18 protein-coding genes and 1 riboswitch are annotated in these 20,284 nt (G+C 43.8%); of the genes, 5 read left to right on the top strand and 13 right to left on the bottom strand.

Annotated features, from left to right (window positions below; translation table 11 throughout):
* Positions 1–69: 69 nt before the first annotated feature.
* Together OCU38_RS16025 and OCU38_RS16030 are read right to left on the bottom strand one after the other, a co-directional pair.
* A complete protein-coding gene (locus OCU38_RS16025) occupies positions 70–1,668 on the bottom strand; it encodes an isocitrate lyase (RefSeq protein WP_023403996.1) in 1,599 nt (532 codons plus the stop codon).
* A 39-nt stretch (positions 1,669–1,707) separates the two neighbouring features.
* On the bottom strand, positions 1,708–3,876 hold the full coding sequence (locus tag OCU38_RS16030; protein ID WP_152819978.1) for a malate synthase G: 2,169 nt from the start codon (positions 3,874–3,876) through the stop codon (positions 1,708–1,710).
* A gap of 210 nt (positions 3,877–4,086) precedes the next feature.
* On the opposite strand from OCU38_RS16030, the gene OCU38_RS16035 reads away from it, so the two are divergent.
* Positions 4,087–5,637, top strand: a complete 1,551-nt coding sequence (locus OCU38_RS16035) for a DUF3612 domain-containing protein (RefSeq protein ID WP_152819979.1) — start codon at positions 4,087–4,089, stop codon at positions 5,635–5,637.
* Between the two features lie 106 nt (positions 5,638–5,743).
* Here the strand turns inward: OCU38_RS16035 and thiE are convergent, their stop codons facing one another.
* The 8 genes from thiE to thiD are packed head-to-tail and all read right to left on the bottom strand — an operon-like array spanning position 5,744 to position 12,285.
* On the bottom strand, positions 5,744–6,367 hold the full coding sequence (gene thiE, locus OCU38_RS16040; protein WP_152819980.1) for a thiamine phosphate synthase: 624 nt from the start codon (positions 6,365–6,367) through the stop codon (positions 5,744–5,746).
* Between the two features lie 9 nt (positions 6,368–6,376).
* The gene (gene thiM, locus OCU38_RS16045; RefSeq protein WP_152819981.1) at positions 6,377–7,168 is read right to left on the bottom strand and encodes a hydroxyethylthiazole kinase; all 792 of its coding nucleotides are present in this window, start codon (positions 7,166–7,168) and stop codon (positions 6,377–6,379) included.
* Positions 7,169–7,200: 32 nt separating this feature from the next.
* Complete coding sequence (gene tenA, locus OCU38_RS16050) at positions 7,201–7,866, bottom strand: thiaminase II (protein WP_261824489.1); 666 nt, start codon at positions 7,864–7,866, stop codon at positions 7,201–7,203.
* A 9-nt stretch (positions 7,867–7,875) separates the two neighbouring features.
* On the bottom strand, positions 7,876–8,847 hold the full coding sequence (locus OCU38_RS16055; protein ID WP_021713717.1) for an ABC transporter substrate-binding protein: 972 nt from the start codon (positions 8,845–8,847) through the stop codon (positions 7,876–7,878).
* 34 nt (positions 8,848–8,881) lie between these two features.
* Entirely contained in the window at positions 8,882–9,835 is a 954-nt protein-coding gene (locus tag OCU38_RS16060; protein WP_261824490.1) for an ABC transporter substrate-binding protein, read from the bottom strand.
* 30 nt (positions 9,836–9,865) lie between these two features.
* Positions 9,866–10,618: an ABC transporter permease gene (locus OCU38_RS16065; RefSeq protein WP_390625276.1), complete on the bottom strand. Its 753-nt coding sequence runs from the start codon at positions 10,616–10,618 to the stop codon at positions 9,866–9,868.
* Positions 10,619–10,652: 34 nt separating this feature from the next.
* Positions 10,653–11,456, bottom strand: a complete 804-nt coding sequence (locus OCU38_RS16070) for an ABC transporter ATP-binding protein (RefSeq protein WP_261824491.1) — start codon at positions 11,454–11,456, stop codon at positions 10,653–10,655.
* A 7-nt stretch (positions 11,457–11,463) separates the two neighbouring features.
* A complete protein-coding gene (gene thiD / locus OCU38_RS16075; RefSeq protein WP_261824492.1) occupies positions 11,464–12,285 on the bottom strand; it encodes a bifunctional hydroxymethylpyrimidine kinase/phosphomethylpyrimidine kinase in 822 nt (273 codons plus the stop codon).
* A gap of 69 nt (positions 12,286–12,354) precedes the next feature.
* Positions 12,355–12,452, bottom strand: a riboswitch (TPP riboswitch).
* A gap of 516 nt (positions 12,453–12,968) precedes the next feature.
* Here thiD and OCU38_RS16080 point away from each other — a divergent pair.
* From OCU38_RS16080 to OCU38_RS16095, 4 genes are all read left to right on the top strand, one after another.
* Positions 12,969–13,466, top strand: a complete 498-nt coding sequence (locus OCU38_RS16080; protein ID WP_390625268.1) for a TadE/TadG family type IV pilus assembly protein — start codon at positions 12,969–12,971, stop codon at positions 13,464–13,466.
* 3 nt (positions 13,467–13,469) lie between these two features.
* Positions 13,470–14,087, top strand: coding sequence for a TadE/TadG family type IV pilus assembly protein (locus tag OCU38_RS16085; protein WP_261824494.1), 618 nt, complete (start codon positions 13,470–13,472; stop codon positions 14,085–14,087).
* Between the two features lie 14 nt (positions 14,088–14,101).
* Entirely contained in the window at positions 14,102–15,517 is a 1,416-nt protein-coding gene (locus OCU38_RS16090; protein WP_261824495.1) for a pilus assembly protein, read from the top strand.
* A 126-nt stretch (positions 15,518–15,643) separates the two neighbouring features.
* Positions 15,644–16,456: a LysR family transcriptional regulator gene (locus tag OCU38_RS16095; protein WP_261824496.1), complete on the top strand. Its 813-nt coding sequence runs from the start codon at positions 15,644–15,646 to the stop codon at positions 16,454–16,456.
* Positions 16,457–16,741: 285 nt separating this feature from the next.
* On the opposite strand, the gene OCU38_RS16100 is transcribed toward OCU38_RS16095, so the two are convergent.
* The 3 genes from OCU38_RS16100 to OCU38_RS16110 all read right to left on the bottom strand — a co-directional run bounded on the left by OCU38_RS16100 (position 16,742) and on the right by OCU38_RS16110 (position 20,170).
* Positions 16,742–17,770, bottom strand: a complete 1,029-nt coding sequence (locus OCU38_RS16100) for a hypothetical protein (RefSeq protein ID WP_261824497.1) — start codon at positions 17,768–17,770, stop codon at positions 16,742–16,744.
* A gap of 367 nt (positions 17,771–18,137) precedes the next feature.
* Positions 18,138–18,590, bottom strand: coding sequence for a GNAT family N-acetyltransferase (locus tag OCU38_RS16105; protein WP_023403964.1), 453 nt, complete (start codon positions 18,588–18,590; stop codon positions 18,138–18,140).
* Positions 18,591–19,010: 420 nt separating this feature from the next.
* A protein-coding gene (locus OCU38_RS16110) for an IS3 family transposase (RefSeq protein WP_390625264.1) occupies positions 19,011–20,170 on the bottom strand; the annotation gives its coding sequence in 2 pieces (ribosomal slippage) (positions 19,011–19,903 and positions 19,903–20,170; 1,161 coding nt in all).
* Between the last annotated feature and the right edge of the window lie 114 nt (positions 20,171–20,284).

The raw sequence follows: 20,284 nt of genomic DNA on the forward strand, positions 1-20,284 counted from the left end.
TAAGTTAGAAGCTCTGTTGTGAGCAGAGCTTCTAATCTTTCGTTACATGTGCGTCATTATTTTTCGACACTAAGCAAACTGATTCATGGTGTTGTTTTCACCCGATGCTTTCAGTGCTTGGTCACCAGAGAAGTATTCTTTGTGATCATCACCTATATTCGAGCCAGACATGTCTTGGTGTTTCACCGAAGCAAGCCCTTGACGGATCTCTTTACGTTGTACCCCTTTAACGTACGCTAACATGCCCATTTCACCGAAGTAATCTTTAGCTAGATTGTCCGTAGACAGTGCCGCTGTGTGATAAGTTGGCAGGGTGATCAAGTGATGGAAGATACCTGCATCTCGGGCTGCGTCTTGTTGGAAGTTTTGGATTTTGATGTCCGCTTCTCTTGCCAACTCCGACTCGTCGTAGACGCTGTTCATCAGTTTTTCACGCTCATAAGCGGTCACATCCATGCCCTGCTCTTGCCACATATCAAACACTTGCTGGCGGAAGTTTAGCGTCCAGTTAAACGATGGGCTGTTGTTGTACACCAGTTTGGCATTCGGAATCACTTCCCGAATTCGGTTAACCATGCCTGCAATTTGTTGAACGTGCGGTTTTTCTGTTTCAATCCATAATAGATCGGCGCCATTTTGTAGCGAGGTAATGCAATCTAACACTACGCGATCTTCGCCTGTATTGGGTTTAAAGCGCACTAGACCATTCGGTAGACGTGTTGGCTTGATGTACTTGTCGCCTTGCTTGATCACCATCTCACCACTGGCTAGCTCTTCAAGTTTAGTCACTTCTTCGCCATCAATGAATGAGTTGTACACATCGGCAAGATCACCTTCGCTCTGACTCACAGGGATTTTCTGAGTTAAGCCTGCGCCAAGAGAATCTGTTCTGGCAACGATAACGCCATCATCTACACCAAGTTCCAAGAATGCATATCGAACTGCATTGATTTTCGCTAAAAAGTCTTCATGTGGAACCGTAACTTTGCCATCTTGGTGACCACATTGTTTGGCATCAGACACCTGATTTTCAATCTGAATACAACATGCACCAGCCTCAATCATTTTCTTCGCTAGCAAATAGGTTGCTTCTTCGTTACCGAAGCCTGCATCAATATCCGCAATAATGGGCACAACATGAGTTTCAAAGTTATCGATTTGATTTTGCACTGACTGAGCCGTGACAGCGTCACCTTCTGCACGTGCTTTGTCGAGCGCTTTATAAAGGTGGTTAAGCTCGCGAGCATCAGCTTGCTTTAAAAAGGTATACAGCTCTTCGATTAGCATTGGCACTGAGGTTTTCTCGTGCATCGATTGATCTGGCAGTGGACCTAGCTCAGAGCGCATGGCCGCCACCATCCAACCGGATAGGTATAAATAACGACCGCGAGTGGTCTCGAAATGCTTTTTCACTGAGATCATTTTTTGTTGACCAATGAAGCCATGCCAGCAGCCCAAAGATTGGGTGTAATTAGCATTATTTTCATCGTAAGCTTGCATGTCTTCACGCATGATTTTGGCGGTAAAGCGTGCGATATCCAACCCACAGGTAAAGCGATTTTGTAGCCTCATGCGCGCGACATATTCAGGATTGATTGCCGCCCACGTTTGCCCTTGCTGCTCAATGGTGCCTTTTGCTGTCTCTATTACTGATTTGTAATTATCCATAATGGTTCTCTCCAGTTATTCAGTTGGCTGTGTGTTGAATTATCGTTTTGCTTGTAGGCGGTACTCATGAAGTAGTGGTTCTGTGTAGCCATTTGGCTGCTCAGCACCTTGAAAAATTAAAGCTTTCGCACATTGAAATGCATAGCTAGTGTCTGTATTTGGCGTCATTGGTAAGTACCCCGGTGTACCTTGGTTTTGCGCATCGACGGTGGTCGCCATCTGCTCAAGCACATCGTTAACTTGATTTGAAGTACAAATGCCATGTTTTAACCAGTTAGCGATATGTTGACTGGAAATTCTTAAAGTCGCTCTGTCTTCCATTAACGCCGTGTTATTAATATCCGGCACTTTAGAACAGCCCACGCCCATCTCTATCCAGCGCACGACATAACCAAGAATGCCTTGAATGTTGTTCTCTAGCTCTCGAATCACGTCTTGTTCGGTTAGTTCGTTTTCTTGCGCCATAAGGGGAATGTTTAACATGCCACGCTGGTAGTCTTCGCTATTGGCAGACAAACGTTGCTGCTGCTGTTTTACGTCTATTTCCAAATAGTGCAAAGCGTGCAAAGTGGCGGCCGTTGGTGATGGCACCCAAGCGGTAGTTGCGCCCGCTTCAAGGTGAGCAGTTTTTTGCTCCATCATTTGCGCCATTTCATCAGGCATTGCCCACATGCCTTTACCAATTTGCGCTTTACCCGCAAACCCGGTATTTAAACCGGTAGAGACATTGTTTTTCTCGTAAGCGTCAATCCAAGTTTGATGTTTAAGCTCTTGCTTAGGTAAGAATGGGCCGGCTTGCATGCTGGTATGAATTTCATCCCCAGTGCGGTCTAAAAAGCCAGTGTTGATAAAGAACACGCGTGATTTTGCAGCGCGAATACACTCTTTTAAGTTCAATGACGTACGACGCTCTTCATCCATAATGCCGATTTTGATGGTGTTTGGCTCAAGCCCCAACATGCGCTCAACGCGATCAAATAACTCACAAGAAAACGCCACTTCTTCTGGGCCGTGCATTTTTGGTTTTACGATATAAATGCTTCCAGTGCGGCTGTTTTTCATACGGCACTGCGAAGGATTTTTGATTTCGATAGCGCCTATCATGGCCGTTACTACCGCATCGATAATGCCTTCCGGCGCTTGCTCACCATTGGCTAGGGTGATTAAGTCACTGGTCATCAAGTGCCCTACGTTGCGAATCAGCAGTAGCGAGCGACCGTGCAGGTTGTAATCTTCACCGCTGCGGCCGTTATAGCTTTTATCCCCTTCTAAGCGGCGGATTTGTGTTACGCCGTTTTTCTCAAAAGATGCACTCAATGAACCTGTCATCAAACCTAACCAATTACGATAGGCATCGATTTTGTCCTCGCCATCCACCGCGGCAATCGAGTCTTCCAAATCCATGATGGTGGAGATCGCTGATTCGATGTTGATATCATCAATGTGTGCTAAATCGTGCTTACCGATTTTCCCTTGACGGTTAATGATAATTTCAACGTGCAAGCCATTGTTTTTAAGTAGAATTGAGGTTGGCTCTCTTTCTGGATCACTGGCACCTACAAACTGACATGGCTGTTTAAGTCCGGTGTGTGTCCCATCAGGGAAATGTGCGAGCAAGCTATTGAAATAGATGGTGTAGCTTTCCACATCGTGATGCGATCCTTGGTCTAACGTAAACACTCTGTCTAGAAAATCTTTAGCGTATGCAATCACGTGTTTGCCACGTGCAGGGTTGTATTTTTTGCCCGCTTTCATTCCTGGCTCTGTTTGTGCAATCACATCTGTGCCATACAGCGCATCGTATAAACTCCCCCAGCGCGCATTAGCAGCATTTAGTGCAAAGCGTGCGTTTTTAATAGGCACTACCAGTTGCGGGCCTGAGATGCTGGCAATTTCTTGGTCTACGTTGGTAGTTTCGATAGAAAAATCATCACCCTCAGGTTTTAAGTAACCTATTTGAGTAAGAAAGTTTCGATATTGCTCAGCGTTAAACGAACGATGCTCGGCATGGAAAGTGTCGATTTGTTGTTGCATCTGCGTGCGAGTGTTTAGTAATGCTTGATTGATGGGCGTTAGCTCAGTCACCAGTTGTGTAAAATCATCCCAAAACTGTTCGACATTCAAACCCACAAGTGGCAGCACTTCAGTATTAACAAATTGGCAAAAGCTTTGTTGTATCTGGCATTCCTTCGTCATTGGTAGATTCATGGCTCTATTCCTCGTGATCATTATTGAAGTGCTTTTTTCACTCAACGTTGTTTCTATAACTTCGCTTTGAAGCGCTTTTTTCGTGCTGCTGTTGCAAACTAAACATTCAATCTGTTACTGAAGTCGAATATTTACTCTACACATTTTTACTTTAACCAATGTTTCACTAAAATTTCACAATAGAAATTACACAGTGTAAATTTTACAAAAATGAAGAGTAAAACCAGTTTGTTCAGACAGTCGCATTTTCTCGGTACGAAAATCCGTAATCTGCGTAAAAGAAACCACCTCACCCTTGAAGATCTTTCCTCACGGTGCGTCAAATTAAATCCAGAATCTGCCCCTTCGGTGTCGTATCTTTCGATGATAGAAAGAGGCAAACGTGTTCCGAGCGAGGACATGCTTGAAGTGGTGGCGGATGTGTTTCAAAAGCCAATAAATTGGTTTTTAGATGATGCTAACGAACAAAGTGAACTGGTTCCCGAAAAAGGCACGAGAGGCGGCGTAACAGGCATGGCGCTTGAGCCTAGCTTTTTGTTTTCTCATGAGATTTTACAAATTGCCATCCCAGAAATGTTAGCGCAAACAGGCACGACGGGGCGGCAATTTGCCCATCTATTGATTCGCGCACACCAAGAGCACAATCAAAATCACTTTCCTGATTTAGAGCGCGCCGCTGAAGAAATTGGGCAAAAGAAAATGCCTCTATCTGTGGACGATCTTCTTGAAATCTGCACTGGTGTTGGACTTAACGTAAAGTGGTTTAAAGAACTGCCGCAAAGCGTGATTGAAGAGAGCGGCGACAAAAAGCAGCGAGTGGTTCGCTCCTATTTTGAAGCGCCCAACATTGTGCATGTAAATAGCATTTTGAAGAAAGATCCCATCCGCCTTAAATACGATCTAGCGGTAAATATTGGGCATAAAGTGCTCCACCAAGGGGATGGAGAAAAGAGTAAGCTCATGTCTGATAGCAAGCCAAGCTACGGCGTAAGAGATGAAAATCAGCCTACCAGTTCCGCTGAATTGGACTCCACCAAAATTTTACACGCATGGCGCGACTTTGAATGTTCTTTCTTTGCCGGTGCATTGCTTTGCCCTAGAGTGCCTTTTCGCCAACTGCTTGATAGAAACGGCTACGACATCAGCGTTTGCAAGCTCGCAGGCGTTTCCGAATCTATTGCAATGCGACGCATGACTGCGGTCTCACCCTACCCTCACTGGCATTATTTCGACGCTTATTATCCGGGGACACTTAAAGCAGTGTATCGCGGAAATGGAATACCTCTGCCTTGGGGAAACATGAAGATGGTCGAAGATCCGTGTCAGCACTGGGCGGTTTTTCGCATGACCACTAAGGACACCGACTTTAATGTTAGCGTGGCGCAAATCTCCATTTTGATGCAAAACGATGTGCCGCATATTTATTGCTGTGAATCCGTTAAGGTCAAAGATTTTGCCGGCAACTCGCATGTATTATGCAGCGGCCTTGATTTAAACCCAGCCATCGCCGCACAAGGGTTTAACGCTATTGATGTTGCGCAAAGGCTTAAGCAATCTTGCATAGATAACGGCGGCACTGGGCCAATTCCGAAAGACATTAAAGAGTTGCTACTCACTGTGGGCAGAATTTTAAATATTAACTGGATTGAACGCGGCATAGATAACAGAGCAAGGCTCATCTGCTCAAGAGGCTCAGTCTGCCCTAGAGTGCCGCAATGCAAACGCCGTCAAAAAAAACCGATTAAAGTCGTACAAGAATAAACTCAATCGGACAAAAACAAAGAGGGTTGCCAAGTATAACTGGGCAACCCTCTTTTTTATTTTTCGTGAATAGCTTATTTTACGCCAGACTGCATTTTTATAGTGACTAAGATACTGAGCGCATCTTTGACAATAACTGCTGACTCGCCAAAGTAGGATCGCTAGCCGCCGAAATGGCCGACACAAGTGCGACACCATCAACACCTGTTTTTGCCACACTTTGGATATTGCTCTCATTAATGCCGCCAATAGCCACCAGCGGTTTGGTTGACGTTTCAACCGCGCTTTGTAGCCCTGCCAAGCCCCAGTGTTTAATGGTGTTGGTTTTAGTTGGCGTGGCAAAAATAGCGCTGACACCCAGATAATCAACAGGTAAAGACTGCGCTTCTAGCAGTTGCTGCTCGCTTTCCACCGATAAGCCCAACAACTTGTCTTTACCCAGTAAACGTCTGGCATATTCTACCGGCATATCAGACTGCCCCAAATGAACTCCGCAGGCATCAACCGCTAGTGCAACATCAACGCGATCATTGATAATAAGCGATACACCACTGCCTGCCATCACCTCTTTTACCGCGCGGGCACGCTCGATAAACGCACGCACATCGCCGTGTTTTTCACGAATTTGCACCATAGTGACGCCACCGGCAATAGCTTGCTTTACCACAGTGCACAGGGTGTCAAGATCTTGGTGATCGTCGGTCACAAAGTAGAGTTCATAAGGGTTCATGCTGCGTCCTTATACAATTTGCAGTTTTAAACGAGACAAAACCGTATCTGTGTCTAGCTGATACAAGGTATCTAACAAGTTCATTTGCAGTGAACCAGGACCGGCTGATTTCTCAGCGGCGATTTCACCTGCCACCCCTAAAATAGCGGTAGCGGCAACACCTGTCACTTCGCCAATGGCAGCAAATGCACCCGTGATCGCGGTGTGCGAACAGCCCATACCCGTTACATAAGGCATCATTTGATGACCATTATCGAGCTTATAAGTGGCTTGCTTAGTCACGACATAATCACTCGCGCCAGAGATCACCACGTTTGCGCCATAGTGCTCAACGCAGAACTTGGCGGCGTTGACCGCAGAGTCGCTGCTATCCAGTGCATCCACACCTTTTGATTGCGCTTGTTCACCGGCCAAAGCAATGATTTCTGAGGCGTTACCACGGATAATCAATTGGTCGGCTTGCTCGGCAATTTGACGCGACACTTCGGTGCGAAGCGTACTTGCGCCGCAACCGACAGGATCAAGAATGACCGTTTTACCGTTGATATTGGCTTGCTCTACTGCAAACAACATCCGTGGGATCCATACACTGTCTAGCGTACCAATATTGATCACTAAGCTGCCTGCAAAGCTCATCATTTCGGCCATTTCTTGCGCCGAATGCGCCATAATTGGCGAAGCACCAATAGACAACAAGGCGTTTGCGGTGTTGTTCATTACCACATAGTTGGTGATGTTTACCACTAGCGGTTTGCTGTCACGCAGAGTTTGTAAACTGGCTGCTATTTGATTTTTATCCATTGTTTAATCACCTTATGTAATGGCGTTACAACCTATTTGAGGACGTTGTAACCTTGCTCCCAAAACGCAATTTCCATACGAGTGGCAGTTCTAAATATCTCTATAAGCTCTTTGCCACGAGCACTATCAAGCGCAATATCTTTGATAAGATCATCAAGATTAGCGGTGCATTCTACCACTGATTGCTGAAAGTCTTGGTCCGAATACATTTCCAGCCAACTGCGATACGGATTGCCTTCTAGTTTGGTGCTCTCGCGACCAATCAAGTTCTTGCCAATCACTCCGTAACCGATGGCACAAGGCGCTAACGCTGTGTACAAATCCGTTAGATCGCCGGCGCTACCAGTATCCAGTACGTAGCGAGTGTAAGCGACCGTACCGAAATCTTCGGTTTCCGCTTCCATTTCTTGCTCACTGATGCCCCATTTCGCACAAAAATCCACATGATGACCAATCTCGGCATCCAGCAGTGCATGCAAACTGGATAACGCACTGCGCATCTGAGTCAGATTTTTGGCTTTATAAATGGCGAGTGCATACGCTCTTGAGTATTGGACTAAAAACAAAAAGTCTTGCTTTAAGTAGTGTAAAAACACTTCATGCTCAAGAGTGCCGTCAGCAAGCTGATGTACAAAATCATGCTCAATATAACCTTGCCACTCTTGCTGACAAGCTTGAATTAGTTGCTCTGTATTCATTGGACTGCCTTAGAAACTAGGTAGGTAGTTGGCACTGTTTGGCACGCTACCAATAATTTTATTGTCAAACATAAACTGTGCGTAGTTGTCATAACGCTGGCGATCGACCGCTGCTGGACGCAGAGCAAATCGAGTTAAAGTATCTTCCCAAGCGCGGCGGTTAAGCTCGTTGTTTAAGGTATCTGGTTTGTACGCAACAAACTCTTTCCATGCTTGCTCTGGGTGATTAACAATATATTGTGTCGCCAGTTCGATTGCGTGGTTAAAACGTTTTAACGCATCTGCGTCATAGCTGTTGGCATTGGCGACGAAAACCAATTCATCATAAGCCGGTACGCCATGCTCTTCAGGGAAGAACGCTTTCGCTTTATAGCCTTCAATAGCCAATTGGTTGGTTTCAAAGTTTCTAAATCCGCCCCAAATAGCGTCTACTTTTCCAGAAGCTACCGACGACGACAGCGCCCAACCTACGTTTACAATTTCAACGTCTGAGAATTTCAAACCTGCAGAGCGCAGCATAGTGCCGATGCTTGCCTCTTCGTTGCCAGCAATGGCAATACCCACTTTTTTGCCTTTCAGATCTTTGAGTGAGTTAATTTTACCGTTGTCGATCACCATCATGGTATTGAGCGGCGTTGAAACCAAAGTACCGCTGCGAATCAAAGGCAGTCCTGCCGCGACATCAATGGTCAGTGTTGGCTGATAAGATACCGCAAGGTCAATTTTGTTCGCCGCCACCAATTTTGCTGGAACGCTAGGATCAGCGGGCTCTTGAATATTCACTTTTAAGCCTTGCGCTTTAAACAAACCGCGCTCTTGGGCGATAACAATTGGTCCGTGATTTGGGTTCACAAACCAGTCCAGCATTAACGTGAGCTCTTTGTCTTTGGCTTTTGCGCTATCACTGGCAAGTGATAATGGGCTAAATAAAACAGAAGTAGTTGCCAGTAACGCAAGCAAAGTCGAGATAGATCGTTTCATTAGGGTTCCTTTTCCTTGAAATAATTATTACGGGTTAAAAATCAATAAGATAGGTATTACTATCCGGGATCGTTTTTATAATATTAAGCTGTTGCATAAAGTGGCTGTAGTCGTCATAGCGCTGTTTATTCATCGCCGAAGGACGCAGTGCAAAGCGGGTTAAGGTATCTAACCAAGCTCTATGGTTTAATTCGTTATCCAGAGTGTCAGGGTTGTAGGCCACAAACTCTTTCCATGCTTGCTCTGGATGATTGACAATGTATTGAGTGGCTAACTCAAGGGCTTTATTAAAGCGAGCAATAGCGTCTTTATCGTAGTGTTTCGCGTTGGCGACAAACATCAATTCATCGTAGGGTGGAATGCCGTGCTCTTCTGGGTAAAAGCTCTTGGATTTATACCCTTCAAGCTCTAACTGGTGCGATTCAAAGTTGCGCATTCCGCCCCAAATAGCATCAACGCGACCCGACGCTAACGACGACGAAAGCGCCCATCCCACATTCACAATTTTAATGTCTGAGAAATCAACGCCGTCGTTTTTTAACATGCGGCCAATAATGGCTTCGTCAGAGCCAGAAACGGATACGCCGACGGTTTTTCCTTTTAGATCCGCTAGCGTATTAATTTTGCCGTTGTCTAATACCGTCAAGGTATTTAAAGGGGTGGCCAGTAACGTGCCGCTCCACACCAAAGGTAAACCCGATGCTACATCAATCAAAAACGAGGGTTGATAGGAAATGGCCAGATCCACTTGGTTCGCCGCCACAAGCTTTGATGGAACGCTCGGATCGGCTGGCTCTTGAATAGTGACTTTTAAGCCTTCTTTGGCAAACATACCCTTTTGCTGGGCAATCACAATTGGCCCATGATTGGGGTTTACAAACCAGTCCAGCATTAACGTCAGTTGTTTCTCTTTAGCAAAAACCGCATTGCTAAATAAAAGCGCAACGCTTGCTAATACTGCGCTGAATTTTGTTTTAAACGAGGTCATGTCTCTTCCTTAATGACATAAATCCAACAGTTAATCGAACTGCCACGGGATAAATTTATTGAGTAATCGGTCGGTGATGAAATACAAGGTGACGGAGATCAGCGCCAAAATAAATAGCGCGGCAAACATCTCATCGATCATCATGCGAGCATTGGCTTGCAGCATTAAATAACCCAAACCGGCGCTAGAGCCTACCCATTCACCCACCACTGCGCCTATCGGTGCCACCACTACCGCAACACGGATGCCGGACGCTAATGCAGGCATTGCTGCAGGCAGTCTTACTTGAGTCAGTTGTTGCCAGCGAGAGGCGCCCATAGTTTTGCTTAAATCAAGGTACCCTTTGGGCGTATTACGCAATCCATCGTAACAACAGGTAGTGACTGGAAAAAAGATAATCAGCGCCGCCATCACCACTTTTGAGGCAATGCCATAGCCAAACCACAGCATCAAAATGGGTGCAATGGCAAATACAGGAATAGCTTGTGAGGCAATCAAAATAGGCAACAACCAACGGCGCAAAGGCTCAAACAACAACATTTGCAACGCAAACATCAGCCCCATACTTAACCCCAAAATCAAACCTAAGATGATTTCTTGGGAAGTGATAATGGTGTGTTGCCACAACACATCACTGCGGGTGCCTAAGCGGTTAAATACCGCCACCGGCTCGGGCAAAATAAAGCTAGGTAAATCAAAAAACGTTACCACGGCTTGCCAAATGCCCAGCACCACTAAGCACGAAACCACTAAGCGAAATACCATAGATGAATTGGCTTTCACGCGACTGGTTAAGCCTTGCTGAACCACGACAGGTTTACTCACCTCGGCCTCCTAATTGCTCAATAATGCTTTGTTGCAGCTGCGCCATTTCCGCGCTAATAAGACGAGGAGCATCCCCAACAGGGACGGCAACGGTTTCTACATTTTCAGAGGATTGCATCAGATAAATGCGGTCGCTCAAACGAAGCGCTTCTTGAGGGTCGTGGGTAATAAGCACCACGGTTTTTCCCGCTAACATTTCGCAGGCCAGATCTTGCAAGCGATAGCGCGTTACCGCATCTAGCGCCGAAAATGGTTCGTCCATCAGAACGATGGGCTTGTCTTGCATTAGTGTGCGCGCAAGGGCCACGCGCTGCTTCATGCCGCCGGATAGTTGCCTTGGGTACACCTGCTCTTGTCCAGACAAACCCAATTTATCTAGCAAAGCACTGGCTTGCTGTTTTCGTTGTGCCTGTTGTGGTTTGGTCAGTTTTGTAGAAGCGAATCGGTCACTAAAGCAGACGTTATCTATCACCGTCAGCCACGGCATCAATAAGTCTTGTTGCGCCATATAAGCGATGGACTCTGACAACGGATTGGCAAAACTGCTGTGGATAGTACCGCTCCAATGTACGCTGTCAGGTAACAATCCCGCCATAAGGCGCAACAGACTGGTTTTGCCACAGCCACTTTTTCCGAGCACACTGCTCCAACTGCTTTGTTGAAAGGTCAAATTGAGCTGGCTAAATAACGGAGCATCGGCATCAGCGAACTGCAAACTGCCATTATTAATCACTATGCCTTGTGCGTTCGATTCAACAACCGGATGAACACCATCTTGAGAAGGATGACTTTGCATGAGTCGATTACTTAGTGTTTAGTGCGTAGAAGTGATGTACAGGACCGTGTCCTTTACCAATATGAAGTTCATCTGCATGCGCAATTGCGTTAGAAATATATTCTTTCCCTAACGAAACCGACTCAAGTAAGTCCCCTGTTTGCGCCAAGTACGAAGCGATCGCCGATGACAAAGTGCAGCCCGTACCGTGGGTGTTTTGTGTATTAATGCGCTCTACGGTAAAAGTGTCTACTTTATCTGCAGTAATGAGCAAATCAGTGCTGGTGGCTTCACTTTCTAAGTGACCGCCTTTTAGCAACACCGCTTTGCAATCTAACGCCCGCAGATCTTCTATCATCGCCTTCATCTGCAATTCAGTCGTCGGTAACTCTTGATTTAACAAGGTGGCCGCTTCGGGCAAATTAGGCGTGATCACATCAGCAAGTGGCAGTAACTTAGTCTTTAGAGTTGCAATGGCCGATTGTTGCAGCAACAAATCTCCGCTCGTCGCTACCATCACAGGATCAACTACCAAGTATTTAGGTTGGTATTGTTTTAGCTTTTTCACCACAGCTTCAATCAACGCCGCTTCAGCTAACATACCCACTTTTACCGCAACCACGTCTAAATCGGTAAATACCGCATCCAGCTGTTGTTCAATAAACTCGGCAGAAATCGGCAAGATACCACTCACACCTTGAGTGTTTTGCGCAGTTAACGCGGTAATCACCGAACAGGCGTAACTTCCTGTGGCAGAGATGGCTTTAATATCGGCTTGAATACCTGCACCGCCACCACTGTCAGAGCCAGCAATAGTAAGGACAATAGGTGTTTTATTTGTTTGAGACACGAAGACATTTCCTTTTCGTTAGACGAACGAAACCAATGCCTACTGCGCTAGAAAAGTTGAGATCTATAGCTAGAATGGCGATTAGTTCCCTACGTCAGCACTAACTGAATCAGGTTCAACGGGTTCGCTATTGCGATCTCAGCCTATTGGCTCCCCGACTAATACGATGCAGCGATACTATCAGAGTCCCTATGGTGAGGGAACCAGAAAAGGAAGAAATTCAGAGCCTTGACAGTAAATGCTAAATCTGGACATACCTTCGTATACTCAAACTCAACAGAAATAAAACAGATACCCACAAATACCACTAACCAATACACAAATAAAAAATGATTGTCATTGATGAGTGAACGTTAGGTATATGGAGCAAACGTTGGTATTTTTCGCCGTGTTGCCAAGTGCGCACAACATCGACAAGTCAACACTTGCAGTACCTTCTACTCCTTACATGAGATAATTGCTTAATATTTTAAGGAAAAAATTGCCTCAATATCACATTCACTACAACATGGTGAGCCTGATCACATATTCAGCAAACGAATAGAAGCTCTCTAGCAATAAAAAATACAATTTGTTACGGTTTCAGCATTAACACTTACATATATTAACAAAACAACAAATTTACCCCCTTAAATATTAAGGATTTGCAGTATTTTTGTCCCAACATGGAAGTTTGGTGCATTTTGAAGTTATTACGGGTTTCCCCCTCTCTCACAAAACCGAGAAACAAACAAGCTGGCATCTCCCTTGTCGAGTTTTCTGTTGTTTTTAGCTTATTTTTCCTACTGTTGTTTACCATTGTCGATTTTGCTCTATTTGGCTACGTCAAACTCACTATGCAACATGCGGTTCGTGAAGGGGCTCGTTACGCCATTACCGGTAGAACAGATTCCGATCCAGACCAAGACAATCCTTTGCGAGAAAACGCTGTCCTTACCGTCATTGAGCATTCATCCATTGGCATATTAGAAAAAGTGATGGATATCAAAGATATTCGCGTTGAAGACGTTGATGGGCACAGTGTGTCTGGTTTTGGCTCTCCAGGACAATTGGTGTCTATCCATCTCGACTGTGAGTGGCACAGTCTTAGCCCGCTCATTATCCCGATCCTGACTGATGGTACATATAAATTTACCGTCAGTGCCACGATGAAAAACGAAGAATTTAACGAGCAAGTATAAAACATGCAGACACGATTCTTTAGAAAGCAAGCTGGATTAGCCGCCGTTGAAATGACCTTAGTCACCCCTGTGCTGCTGTTGTTATTAATGACTATTTTTGAGTTCACGCTCATTCTACAAGCCAAGAATATTATGCTTAACCTGAGTCGAGAAGGTGCAAGCCTGATCTCGCGCGCCAGTAGCTACACCGTAGAAACAGTAATGGACATCATCGCCAACAGTGCGACCCCGCTGGATATGCCTCACGATGGCACCATTATCATCAATCAAGTGTCTAGACGAGACAACGATGAAGGGGAATTTATTTACATCTCTAGACAAGTAAAGTGGATGGATTCGGCCATTTCTGCCACCAGCGCGATATGGGCCAACTGCCCCTCGTGGAGTAACGTCAATATTGATGACGACAATGAGGATGATATTAAAGAATGTAACCTGCCCGATAATGACGCGCAGATAAAAATAGATAACTTCCCGACCGTCACCATCGATAACGCACAAACCTCAGTCATCCAAGATGGCGAGTCCACCTATATTGTCGAGGTGTACTACCGCTATACCCCTATTTCTAGTTTTTTACTCAGCAATGATTTCATCATCAGTGAGCGTACGTACTTATAATGCAAGGAAGCAAAATGTATAAGCGTTGGATAAAGACCCCAACTAACCAGAAAGGCGCCATCTCGTTATTTATGGTAATCGCGCTTCCTTTTATGATAATTCTGGCGGCTTTCACCATAGACACTGGCCGTGCTTATATTGCAAAAACTAAATTATTTGCAGCGGTTGATGCTGCCGGAATTGCCGCCGCACGAGTGTCATCTTTGGGTGAAGATGCGGCGAAAAACGCCGCTCAGCGCTATTTTCAGGTCAATTTTCCTAGTGGTTATTTAGATACCTCAGCCTTTATAAAATCATGGAATTTTAGCGTCGATGAATGGGGAAAAGTCACTATCGATCTCATTGGACAAGCCGATATGCCCACAATTTTAGCTAAGCTGGTAGGTATTGACACTTGGACACTTACCGCAGAATCCCAAACCACCCGTCGCACCGTGGATATCTCTTTGATTGTGGACAACTCTAGCTCATTAAGTGGCGTGTTTGATACGGTCAAAACCCGCTCTAAAGAGTTCTTATCGCACTTTAACCCTGCCTATGACCGAGTTGCCGTAACCAAATATGGTTATGGCGCACAAACCGTAGTGCCATTTGATCCCGACGTTCGTCAGTACGATGCTAGCGCAGTAGAACAAGCCATCGACGACATGACCTATGACTATAACTACACCAATACCGCAGAAGGTTTTTACAAAGGCTACGGTCAATTCAGTGTCACCGGGGCGGCGCTGCCTGCCAATTTAAAAGTCATCGTGCTGTTTACCGACGGCGCACCTAATACCTTTAGCGCCAATTTTGATATAGATGGCGTCGATAATTTTGCTTCTATTTCTACAACAGGGTCAGCGGCAAGAGGCTTATGGAGTGCCAGCGAAATGGCCACTCGTATTAGTTACAATATTTGGAGCAATTACCAACATAGATGGGTCACCCAATATCCAAGTAACTACAACTCTGAAGAAATTTATCGTTATGTGAATATTTTATCCGATGACAGTTATGCCTCATTCTCTCTCCTAGGCGGCCCTAGAGCGGGCAACCAACCTTACAATGAAAATACGTACTCCAGCAGTTCTCATAAAACCGAGTTCCATAACTTAATTCGCGGTATATCACGGGATTTACCGGAAAAAATGGCGTATGCCGCGCGAGCCGATGACATTTATATTTTCACTTTAGGCCTTGGCAGTTCACTCACCTACTCGATGGACATCAACGGCAGTAACGTCGGCACCGGCGAAGATATGCTCTACCGAATGGCAAATGACACTCGGATGAGCAGTGCTAATGGCTATGATGCACAACTCTACCCGCAACTGCATTTTCAAGCCGATCAAACCCAAGGTCTGTATTGTTATGCGGAAGATGAGCGGGATCTTGGGCCGTGTTTTGACAAAATATTGGACTTTATTACTCGCCTGACTTTGTAATGCAGGAGCAGCACTGCAATTACGATTAATCAAACTAACTGCATATTATAAACTTATTGATTCTATTGCTTTTTTGCCATTGATTTTTTGCTACTCTTAATCCTAAAAGGAATTGATGGCGACAGGATGAGAATTACCGATCTAAATTCATTGAATGTGTTTTTAACTTTGATGCAAACACACTCAACACAACGCGCAGCCAAGAAGTTGGGGCGTTCTCAATCGTATATTTCAAAGGTACTGGCACAACTTCGCGAAGAGCTTGATGACCCCTTGTTCACGCGCAGTGCCGAAGGACTTTCTCCCACCTCTTACGCGTTAAGTATTCAACCCAAGTTGCATCGCGCCATTGAACAATTATCGCAATCATTAGAGCCCGAAACCTTTTGCCCCACCCATATTGACCGCATTGTAATTCACGGCCTAGAGCCACTGTTAATTCAATTTGGTAAAGCTATCATTGAAACCATTCGCCAAGAAACTGACGCGATCATTGAAATCCGTAATTGGACAAAGTTATCTGAAGGGATGATCTTAGATGAAGAAGTCGATTTAGGGCTACACGTTTTAACCGATAAGCCTCAAAGCTTATATCAAAAAAAACTCTACACCAGTTCAGGCATAGTCACTGGCAATGAAGACGGCGAATACATTAAATATATTGCACCGGGTGTCAACGAATATGAAAACCGTTTTCAGAGAGTTTTACCTGACGTGGAAGCTACCATTTTTGTCGATAACCATATGTTAATGAATAATTTAATGGAAATGGCTTATACAATGCGCCTCGCCAGCTACAGCCAAAATACTGACCTTCCTGAACTTGGCATCGACATTGCCATCATCCAAAAAACCTCTAAGAGAAAGTCACCTAAAAATCTATGGCTGGAAAAACTCATCACGCGCTGTGTTCGAGAGCAGAATAACAATGGTAAGTAATGAAGAATGCTAAATAATGCAGCTTAAAAATAGTGATATGTAACACGTTACAAAATTCATTGGCAGTGATGATGGTCTAATAGTTTCAGAATTCAACTCATGGGCTTCTACCAGAACTGATGGATCGCTAAACGAGTTATTGCGATTTTCAATGTTGCAGTTCTTCTTGCTACAACATACTAAAGGATAGCTAACGCCTACTTAAACTATAAGTGACGTGTACAATATTTAAGTGCTAGCTAGTTCGGCACGCGCCCACTCTCGCAACTCAGATTTAAAGCGTGATTATGTAACAACCTTTTCTCGGATTCTATTCAGTGAATCAGTTACATGGTCAGGGTAATTACCCGTAAAATACTCAAATATTAATGGATTGCCAGTGTAAAAATGAGAGCAAAACTCAACCCAGAAATCTACAGAAAACTCACCATTAAACTTAAATAATTTAATATTTTTTGCTTTAAGTGAGTTTAATGACTTACTGTCAAAGTTAAAGTCCATGTCAATTCTCTGATGGTATTCGTTGGGCAAGAAATGCTGAACAGCGCCGTCAAAATGTCTAAATGCTTTTTTATTAAGATCATATTCTGCATGAATATACCGGACAGGATGATAGGTTACACCATCTAGTTCAACTGTTACGTCTTCGTGTTTAAACTCTAAAGCCTGAAAGGTTCGAATATTACCTTTGCTACTCCATTTAACATCGAGAGAATAAGCATCGTTAAATATACTATTACTTAGCACTCTTTCTATATCAAGTGGTGGCCTTAATTTAGATATGCCGTCGGGAATGTTTTCTATATTTCTATCGAAAGGAGCTCCAAACCATGTGTCAGCCTCCATATAGAAAAATGATTCAGTATTGAGCCTAACGTTATCAAAATCTAGCGCAATATAAGCATCAATGTTGTCGTCCTCTACTCGCCAAAATAGCTCTACAAATAAAGGAGCCCAGTTGTTTAAAAGAAACATCCCTCTTCTAAAGTATGGGTGAACCATTACTACAAAGTCATTCAATCCAATATAACCCGCCATTTGGTTTGAGGACTGCAACTTATCTTTAATAAAATTCCAAGAGACTAGCCCATCTTTATCCACTGGTAAATCAGGGTATATATCTTTAAGAATGTTTTTCCGTCGCGCTACGACACCTATTGTTTGAATATAATCGAAATCATCTTTAAGGACTGATATGTTGTGCTGTTCACAGTATAGCGAAAACTCTTGTATTCTTTGTCTATGCCTATCCAACTCAAACTCTTTTTCTTTTTGGGGTTGCTGAGAATTCATTTCTTTTTGATAAATTTCCATATTGATTACCACATAGCGACGGTGTACGCATAATCACAAAACATTTCTTATTAATCGACTTTCTCGTTTTCCTTCTAGCCTAACTTTCATTCAAACTACCATAAATCATTAAAAGATCATGCGTATACATCACATTTTCCAATCATCATTTAGGTAAAAACGAGCCTGCATGCTATCACTTTCAACCATGCTCATTATCTTAAGTTAATGTTGCATTTAATCTGATATTAACAATCACTTACTCGATATCTCATCGACCAAACGAGGTTGAATTCTAAACAAACTATCTCATTTTAAAACATAAACGAGATCGAACTATTAAACCAACAAGCACCTATCTGACTAGAAAAAGTATCTCGAAGCTTTACTATGCCTGTTCTACTTTCTGTGTGAAATGCTCAAAAGCCGTAATCTTTGAATAACCCTCAGAAATATATAGCTTTCTAGCCGTTTCATTATCAACAGCAGTTGCTAGTTTAACTGTTAGAGCATTTGTTTCTAAAGCATACCTTTTTACATGCTGTAATAGTGCTTTGCCCACCCCCTTTTTTCTTGCTGGTTCAGCAACAAATAGATCATTTAAATACCACATGCGCTTCATTGCGACTGAAGAAAAAGATGGATAAAGTTGAACAAAACCTAACAGTTTATCTTGATGATCGATTGCTAGGAAAATGACTGAATCTGAACAATTTATTCTTTCTTCAATAAAAGCTCTAGAACCAGATAAGTTAGGCTCTTGACCATAAAACTGACGATATAAATCAAATAGTTGAGCTATATCTTCAAAATAAGATTTATCTACTTTTTCTATTTTCAAAATGACACTCCTTATCAATTTGTGAGGAAAAACTATTACGCTAAAACGACTAACAGCCGCTTTTCCTCTTACATAATGACGTCTTTCATTTACTAGTTCAACGCATAATCAATGACTTAGTCACTATGTAAAGTAATTAGATTGCTAAAATAAGCATGATTTTTAGATGAGTTGAATTCGGATAGTTTACTGTCTAGCAAACTCACCTTAATAAGGTTTGAATCGATACTGTGGCAGATTTACAGCTTTTCCAAGATAAAATGTTGAGTCCACAACCGTGTAGGGCTAGAACATCACGTATAATAGAGCGTTTCCAGTTCTTATTTGAAATAGATTTATTGGAAGGATTAAACTTTTTTACGAACAAAAAAATGAAAGCCTGATAAGTCTCCTCATCAGGCTTTATCGTTCTTGTAGTGGTCAACAAATACCGGACACTATCTTAAGCCGATTTTCGGCAGTAACCGGCGAAACCCCATCATTTGCTTGATGTGGCCTCTGTCGATTGTAATAGTTCATCAGGTAATAGCTGATGTCTTTTTGGGCTTGGTTTTGGTTCATGTAACCAGTTGCCGGAATCCATTCTGTTTTCAGGCTTCTAAATAACCTTTCCATCGGCGCATTGTCCCAACAGTTTCCACGTCGGCTCATGCTTTGAGCCATTCGATATCGCCAGAGTCTTTGACGGAACTTGCGACTCCCGTATTGAACCCCTTGATCTGAGTGGAACATAATACCATCTGGTCGCCCTCGCTGTTCCCAAGCCATATCTAAAGCTTTAGTTGTTAGAGCCGAATCGGGTTTGTTGGATAGAGCCCAGCCAACAACTCGACGGCTATAAAGGTCTAGAACAACTGCCAAATATACCCATCTTGAGCCTGACCAAATATAAGTAATATCACCACACCAAACTTGATTTGGAATGGTTACCGAGAATTTTCTTTTCAACAAATTCGGGATGTCTGGACGTTCTGTTTTAGCCGATTTATATCGATGGGAGCCGGGTTGTTTACTTGCTAAACAGGCCTCATGCATTAACTTCCGTACTTTAAATCGGCCAATTTTGATGCCTTCAGAGCGAAGCATAGACACAATCGTGCGACTTCCAGCAGAGCCACGACTAATGTTAAAAAGCTCTCTTATCCTGCTAGCAAGCCGAACACGATTAGCATCGGGCTTACGCTGTTTAAACTCGTAATAGCAAGATGTAGCTACATCAAAAAGCTCACACAACAACTTGACTGATTCATGCTCCCTTAAGTGATCAATCAACGAGAGCGTTCGAGCTCGTCCGACATTAAGAGAGCTGTGGCCTTTTTTAATATCGACTTTTCCCTCTCAAGTCGATTAATCCGGGCTTCTAACTCTTGGATTTTTATCTGCTCCGAAGTAAGCGCTTTGGCCGTTGGGGTAATACCACCTCGCTCGATCTTAAGCTGTTCGATCCAGCGCCGTAAAACCGTTTCACCAACATTCATTGAGCGTGCTGCTTCGGGAACTGAGTAACCTTGATCAAGAACCAAGCATGCTGCATCCATTTTGAACTCAGAAGAAAATGTACGTCGTTGTCGTTTTGTCATTGAACACCTCATTAATTGTGGTGACTTTATCACCTAATTGGGTGTCCGGGATCATTAAACCACTACAGAGACTGTCCTAAATTCTGTGTAATTGCCTAAACTAAGCCTTAAAGG

Origin of the sequence: Vibrio neonatus (genome assembly GCF_024346975.1) — a bacterium.
Lineage (GTDB): Bacteria > Pseudomonadota > Gammaproteobacteria > Enterobacterales > Vibrionaceae > Vibrio > Vibrio neonatus.

Coding starts and splice junctions, on each gene's coding strand:
- thiM (WP_152819981.1), bottom strand. CDS start 7,168: ATGGATAAAAATCAAATAGCAGCCAGTTTACAAACTCTGCGTGACAGC.
- OCU38_RS16100 (WP_261824497.1), bottom strand. CDS start 17,770: ATGGAAATTTATCAAAAAGAAATGAATTCTCAGCAACCCCAAAAAGAA.
- OCU38_RS16025 (WP_023403996.1), bottom strand. CDS start 1,668: ATGGATAATTACAAATCAGTAATAGAGACAGCAAAAGGCACCATTGAG.
- thiE (WP_152819980.1), bottom strand. CDS start 6,367: ATGAACCCTTATGAACTCTACTTTGTGACCGACGATCACCAAGATCTT.
- OCU38_RS16030 (WP_152819978.1), bottom strand. CDS start 3,876: ATGAATCTACCAATGACGAAGGAATGCCAGATACAACAAAGCTTTTGC.
- tenA (WP_261824489.1), bottom strand. CDS start 7,866: ATGAATACAGAGCAACTAATTCAAGCTTGTCAGCAAGAGTGGCAAGGT.
- OCU38_RS16090 (WP_261824495.1), top strand. CDS start 14,102: ATGTATAAGCGTTGGATAAAGACCCCAACTAACCAGAAAGGCGCCATC.
- OCU38_RS16095 (WP_261824496.1), top strand. CDS start 15,644: ATGAGAATTACCGATCTAAATTCATTGAATGTGTTTTTAACTTTGATG.
- OCU38_RS16060 (WP_261824490.1), bottom strand. CDS start 9,835: ATGACCTCGTTTAAAACAAAATTCAGCGCAGTATTAGCAAGCGTTGCG.
- OCU38_RS16035 (WP_152819979.1), top strand. CDS start 4,087: ATGAAGAGTAAAACCAGTTTGTTCAGACAGTCGCATTTTCTCGGTACG.
- OCU38_RS16055 (WP_021713717.1), bottom strand. CDS start 8,847: ATGAAACGATCTATCTCGACTTTGCTTGCGTTACTGGCAACTACTTCT.
- OCU38_RS16085 (WP_261824494.1), top strand. CDS start 13,470: ATGCAGACACGATTCTTTAGAAAGCAAGCTGGATTAGCCGCCGTTGAA.
- OCU38_RS16070 (WP_261824491.1), bottom strand. CDS start 11,456: ATGCAAAGTCATCCTTCTCAAGATGGTGTTCATCCGGTTGTTGAATCG.